This is a genomic window from Mycobacterium intermedium (assembly GCF_002086275.1).
GTDB classification, from domain to species: domain Bacteria; phylum Actinomycetota; class Actinomycetes; order Mycobacteriales; family Mycobacteriaceae; genus Mycobacterium; species Mycobacterium intermedium.
The window spans coordinates 1-6,102 of record NZ_MVHT01000162.1; the positions used below are offsets into that span (position 1 = coordinate 1).

General features: G+C 63.6%; 4 protein-coding genes. 3 read left to right on the forward strand and 1 reads right to left on the reverse strand.

Annotated features, from left to right (window positions below; translation table 11 throughout):
* The first annotated feature begins 910 nt into the window (after positions 1-910).
* The 3 genes from BST27_RS29415 to BST27_RS29425 all read left to right on the forward strand — a co-directional run bounded on the left by BST27_RS29415 (position 911) and on the right by BST27_RS29425 (position 3,563).
* Positions 911-1,186, forward strand: coding sequence for a hypothetical protein (locus BST27_RS29415; RefSeq protein ID WP_069422603.1), 276 nt, complete (start codon positions 911-913; stop codon positions 1,184-1,186).
* A gap of 599 nt (positions 1,187-1,785) precedes the next feature.
* Complete coding sequence (locus BST27_RS29420) at positions 1,786-2,802, forward strand: DNA-processing protein DprA (RefSeq protein ID WP_079220311.1); 1,017 nt, start codon at positions 1,786-1,788, stop codon at positions 2,800-2,802.
* Entirely contained in the window at positions 2,799-3,563 is a 765-nt protein-coding gene (locus BST27_RS29425; RefSeq protein ID WP_069422602.1) for a hypothetical protein, read from the forward strand. Before BST27_RS29420 ends, BST27_RS29425 begins: the two co-directional genes overlap by 4 nt.
* Before the next feature lie 443 nt (positions 3,564-4,006).
* Here the strand turns inward: BST27_RS29425 and BST27_RS29430 are convergent, their stop codons facing one another.
* The gene (locus tag BST27_RS29430; protein WP_069422601.1) at positions 4,007-5,905 is read right to left on the reverse strand and encodes an ATP-dependent nuclease; all 1,899 of its coding nucleotides are present in this window, start codon (positions 5,903-5,905) and stop codon (positions 4,007-4,009) included.
* Positions 5,906-6,102: the final 197 nt, after the last annotated feature.

Below are 6,102 nucleotides of genomic sequence, written 5' to 3' on the forward strand. Positions count from 1 at the left end.
CCCGAACCGCCCAAGATCCCCAATACCTCATGGATCAACCGACCCAACCAACCACAGGAGGAAACTCAGTAAATACCACCAAACGGCGCCTCACCTAGGTTGACAGGTTCCGGAGACCGACAAGCTGTTCGGCAAAGACGGCTGCGCCCTCGTTGGGGCGTGTACAACTACCCGAATCGGAAGGTAGCTTGGCGGCATGACCTCGCCCGATGACAGCTGCGAGAGTACGCGAAATCGGACTGGTGCGTTCCCTATTCCCCGCGGGTTCCGGATCCAGTGTGTTCGGTTAACCAGTCGCAGGTAGTTGCGGACAACGAACGGGAGTCTCACGCGATGAACCACGATGGGGACAGTCCACCAGAGGGGTACGTTCGTGTCGCCTGATCCGTCCAATGGATTCCGCGCAGATGCGGAAGGGAAGGACACCTCGGACGGCGGGCACCACCGACGGGAGAGTTTGTACTGGTGGTGGTGGCCGCGACGATTTCTCGCTAACTCGCAAGGCGTGGTTATCGACGGCTGGACTTTGCCGGAGCCGCCAGCCAGAACGGATTCGAGATCAGCACAGGCTGATGGTCAGAGCCCCAACGCTTTTGATGCAGCCTTATCTACGCATTCCCGACATAAGGAGCGTCGGCCTGCCTCCACTATTGTGCGAGTGGCCTTGGCCGTGGGCGCAATCAGCGTGGTTGTATTCGTACTGGTGGCGATTTTCGATCAGCCCTCGCCCCCAACCAGGCCCGTAACCGTTCCAACCGCGCAACCGACCGGCTCTGCAGCGGTGGCGAGTCCGTCGACACCGCCGCCGATAATTCGCCCCCCGACCTCAACATCGTCCGCTCAGTTGAGGACGACACTGTTCGGACTGGTGATGCCCCCGAATTCGCGCTCCTTGACTACAAACTGGTGCATGAACTGCGACTACCCGCATGAAGAGTGGCAAGCGGGCACGGATCTGTACGACACGATCAGGCTGATCAGGGCCCAGTTACCCATTGGCGAAACCTTCGAGGGTGTGCCCTGGTGCACAGAGGATCGCACTGCACCGTCTATGCCGGTTTGGATATGGCGAGGTGGACCGCACACCGCCGAGATAGACATCGGAGTCGATGATTTGGGGGACGGCTACGGACACGTGACGATCGAAATTCCCGGCGCCGACCGGGTGTACGGATGCCGGCACTAAATCGCTGGACGGCACACTTCTTCCGAGCGCCCCGACAGAACAACTTGCGCGGACTCTCGCTGGGGGAATCTTCTGGCAGAGATCGACCGTCGCCCCCTCTCTACACCAGGCTGTTGAAGCCGTGCAGGCTCGTTTCCACTACCGCACGGGGTCAAGCGGGACCCTCCGGCCACCTGTGCGTCGCTGGCGAATTACACCCCGCTGAACCAGTTGATGCCTGCTGGGTCATCAAGCGCGAGGTCGTCGAACTCAGCCGCTGAGTCCACAAACCAACACGTTCTCGTAGAACCCCGGGCACCGCACACCGTCTGGAATGTGGCAAAGCCTCCTGCTCAAATGTCGATCAATCATGCTGACTAGCAACACCATTCAGTTCGCTGTGTCGCGGCCCCTCTCATGCTGCGCATAAGCCGGGGAGGACAGCGTGGGCGGCGCATCGGGCTGCTGAACGGTCGAGACTTCGGGCCGCCACCGGAATCTTCGGGGCATCCAGCGGGTGCGCCGTGTCCGCGACGTCGACACGGTCAGGAATAGACTGCGTGTACTTGGTCATATCGGTAGCCGAGCACGTGCTGCCCGACCGGGGAAGGAGGCGGCCGATGGACGTGAGCTGGCCCGGCGCCTCCGCGTGGCCCAACCTCGGCGCTGGCCGCACGCTGCAGCCCCTGGGCGACCGACGCGCCGACGAGGAACGCGCGGCGCTACTGGCGCTGCTGACCGAGCGGCCCGCTCTGGCAGGGGAGCGCGCCGGCAAGACCTCCTGGTCGACAATCGCTTCCGAAGTGGCCCTGCGCAGCTCGGCGCTCGCGGTCTGGCATGACCTGCATCCGCCCACCCTCGACGGGATGGCCGACCCCGCCCTACAGGCGGCCCGGCAGCAGCTCAACGGGTGGACGAATCCCTCGTCGGGCTTCCAGCTCGTGACCATCCTGGATGCGCAATATCCGGTGTGGCTGCGCGGTGTTCACCAGATGCCGCCGCTGCTGTTCGTCAAAGGCGAGCTGCGGGCCGAGGAAGCGGGGGTCTCAGTGGTCGGATCGCGTGATGCCACCGGGCGGGGACGCACGATCGCCGCCCGCGTCGCCGAACGACTGACCGAGCGCGGCATCGCGGTGATCTCGGGCCTGGCAGCCGGTATCGACGGCGCCGCGCACGAGGCCACGTTGCGCGCCGGCGGGCGACCGATCGGCGTACTAGGCACCGGGATCACCCGGGTCTACCCGGCCAGCCACCGCGAACTGCACGACCAGGTCGCCGCCGCCGGCGTCCTGGTGTCCCAATTCCTGCCCGACGCGCCGCCGACCAAGCACTCTTTCCCGATGCGCAACATCACCATGTCGGGACTGGGACGGGCCTCGATCATCATCGAGGCCGGCGAGCACAGCGGCACCCGCATCCAGGCGCGGGTCGGCGTAGAGCACGGGCGCCCGGTGATCCTGACCGACCTCGTGGTGAAAGCGACGACCTGGGGGAAAGACCTGCGCGAGCGGCCCGGTGTCTACGTCGCCGGTAGCACTGCTGAGGTGATGGCCATCGTCGAAGAGATCCTTCGCGAAGATGACAGCGAGGAACTCGAAGTGGTGGCACCGTCGGCGGGACGACCGAGTCGGCGGTGAACGACCCGAGCGACCCGGTCGGCCAGACCGCGCGACTGCTCGTCAGCCAGGCCGGCGGCTACCTGCGAAACGTCATCCGCGAGCCCTTCGTCACCTGCGCCGCCTGTGGCACACCGGTCGACGGATTCGAACGGTGTTTCCGCTGCCAGCAGTACAGGACCGCCGAGGGAGCCGCAGACATCGTAGTCCCGCTGGTATATGGCATCGAGCGCCGGCAATCAGGAATTGTGTTGCGCCACTACAAGGATGACGTCAGTGGCCACGCCCGCCAGCAGCACGGACGCGTGCTGCGCAGGCTGCTCTACGTCGGGCTCATGCGGCATCAGACCTGCATCGAGAGACTCGTGGGACAACCGGTCAACGCACGGGTGGCGGTGCCCTCACTGAACCGCCGGCCCGGCGTGCACCCGTTCGTAGCACTCGCAGCGGCGATGAAGACCACCAGCGACGACCTCGCCCTGCTGCCGGCACCCGGCGCCACGGGGGAGCGGGTGGTATCGGCTACCCAGTTCACGGTCGCGTCCTCACGGCGCCTGACCGGTCAGCACATCCTGGTCCTCGACGACACCTGGACCACCGGCTCGCGGGCGCAGTCAGCAGCATGGGCGCTGCGCGCAGCCGGCGCACACCACGTCAGCGTGATGGTTATTGGGCGCTGGCTCACCCCTGGCTTCGGCCGCAACGCCGAGTTCATCAGCACGCGCCTGCACCGTGATTACGATCCGGACATCTGCCCGGTCACCGGCGGCGCCTGCCCCTAACGCACGGACGACAGACGCCAGCGCGAAGCGCGAAAGGGGCAGCGGCACAGCACCTGCGGAATCTCGGCCCACGCATGCAGCATGGGAAATGAGCAGTCGGAGCTGTCCGATGCCGAATCGTTCGGCGAAGGTCTCGTTGCCCCCCAGCGCTTCTCACCGGGCAGGCAGCACGGTGTGCTACGAATCGCGCAACAGTGAACCCTTTGCGAGTACCCAGCTGAAGACAACTCACTTGCAACGGACCCCTCGTTGCGCACCCGAAGACTTCCGGTGACAGGGTGATTGTGCGATTGGGTGATTCGGTGACAAGGCCCGCCGCCGCTGTCTGATCTTCGGCGACGCCCACTTGTAACGCCGCATTGGACCTTGAAGTGCGACAAGGCAATCGGTAACGCGTGGCGGTGCACTAATTTTCGCGCGCAGCAGTTGAACGCAAGATCCGATCAAGTGCTCATCGCCCAAGCGATGATGTCCTCGACGACTGCTTGGATAGACGGCATTTCGGTTCCGGCGAGATCGAGGTAACGCACGATTTTGCGCACACCGCTTGCCGTCGTAAGGGGCAGCCCGTAGTGGGTGTGCGCGTAGGACTTCCAGTCGGCAGAGTCCGACGGTCCGAGACCTTGGGCCGCCCGGCATTCCTCACGCAGTTCCTGCCAGTCTGGGAATGGGCCGTTCAGGTAGTCGCGCACGGCTGCCGTCGGTAACGCGAAGAGCAAATCGTCTTCGGGTACACCGAAGAGGTCTGGTGGGGGAAGCCCTTGCTCCTGGAACCTATTGATCAATCGGACGATCTTGATTTCCTCGCTCGACCGTTTGCGGTTGGATCGATCCCAAATCGTCGCGGTTTGAGTGTTGTCGGTCAACACGCCCGCTTTGATGCCAAGACGGGTCGTAAATTCGCCGTCGATGAGGCCCTCGAGGTTCTTGGTGCCGTGAATGGGGATCATCACGACGCCCGCCGCATCGAATCGGGAACCTGCGTATTCGTCGAGCACGGCTTCGTCGAGCGGTCCCTCGACAAACAGGATCGCGCGGTGCAGGGCGAAAGCCGCAGCGGGGTGCATGCCGACCTCGGCGGCCAGTTCTTGCAGCACGGCAGTCGCGGTACTCAGCACGGTACGGGTCCTGGTGTGGACGTGGCGATGCAGCTTGCCGGTCGCGTCGGTCGATGTCGTGATGCCCCGGCTGACCTTGACGAACCTGATGTCACTACCAGAGGCGCGCAAGAATTCTTCGTGATGTGACGCGGCTACGATCTGGAACCCGCATTTCACCATGCGCTGGCACCAGCGCACGATGCTGGCGACCGCAGAGGGATGCAGGTGGGCCTCAGGTTCATCCACCAACAACACCTGACCAGAGAATGCCTTTTCCATCGAAACCGGCAATTTCGACGTCACCCAGTCCGACTCCATGATTTGCAGGGCTACTTGCACCGCGATGGCCAGCCAGCGTGAGGCACCTCGTCCGAAGTCTTGCAGCGAGCGACGATTGCCGCTATCGCGCTCCTCGTATTCGATCCGCACTCGCGGCGAGTCGTGCCAGCCGGTGGGCACTTGGAACTTTGCGCGGATCGCGCCGTCAAGGAAGTCAGGCAATAGATCGGTAGCCAGGTTTGCAAGCTGATCCAGCCGAGCATGCACCTCGGGTCGAACTTGCCACTGCCCGGAAGATTCCGCGCCATCCACGAGCTCAAGGCATCCCCGCCGACCCGGAATGTATCGGTAAGCGAATCCACCGCCGGTGCCGTGCATCCGATCGGGGACCGCGCTCAATCTGTCCATTGCCGAGGTGACCCAATGGTCGATGTCGCCGAACTCCCAACCAAGAAACAGGGCGCCAAGCCGCGGCCCGTCGGAAGACCTGGCCTGCTGGTCGATCTCGTAGATCCCCGGCTCCCCGTCGTCGTCGACCTCGTAATTGAGGATGAGGCCGGGAAGTTCGCGTTGTTCGAAGTAGTCGCCGACGTCGGTGAACCACAGCTCCGATACCCGGTCAGCCCGGGCGAAGCACACCTGCCCCGGCGGCAGCTCACGAAAACGCAAGACTCCCTGAGGGACTGGTGCCCATTCGGGGGTTGCGGCGAGAACGGTGTCATCGAACGCCAGCCCTGGCTCCAAGTCCACGTAGATTGCGCCGTGGGGAGCGGTGCCGTCCCGAAGGACACGACCCGATGAGTTGCCCATCGGGTCGTGTGAGGCGATGACGCCGTAAATGGCTTCAAGAAGATTGGTTTTCCCGGCGTTGTTCTTGCCAAACAGCACGGTGAAGGGCGCCGCCTCGAACTGCAGATCGGGCAGCGATCGGTAGCCACAGATGAGAACTTTCGACAGTCGCACAGGTGAAACTTACCGTTGGTTACCCCACAAGGTTATGCCTTGCTGAGCCGTCGATCTTTGCCGTTGATCGCAGCGACCACGATCGCGCACAAAGTCGACAAGGCACGCGGACAAAGGCTGCCCTCTCTGCCAACCTGAGTTGAGGCGCCCACCCCCTGACAATTAATGACTCGAGGGCGGGGATGGAGAGACTCCCT

Coding starts and splice junctions, on each gene's coding strand:
- BST27_RS29415 (WP_069422603.1), top strand. CDS start 911: ATGAACTGCGACTACCCGCATGAAGAGTGGCAAGCGGGCACGGATCTG.
- BST27_RS29420 (WP_079220311.1), top strand. CDS start 1,786: ATGGACGTGAGCTGGCCCGGCGCCTCCGCGTGGCCCAACCTCGGCGCT.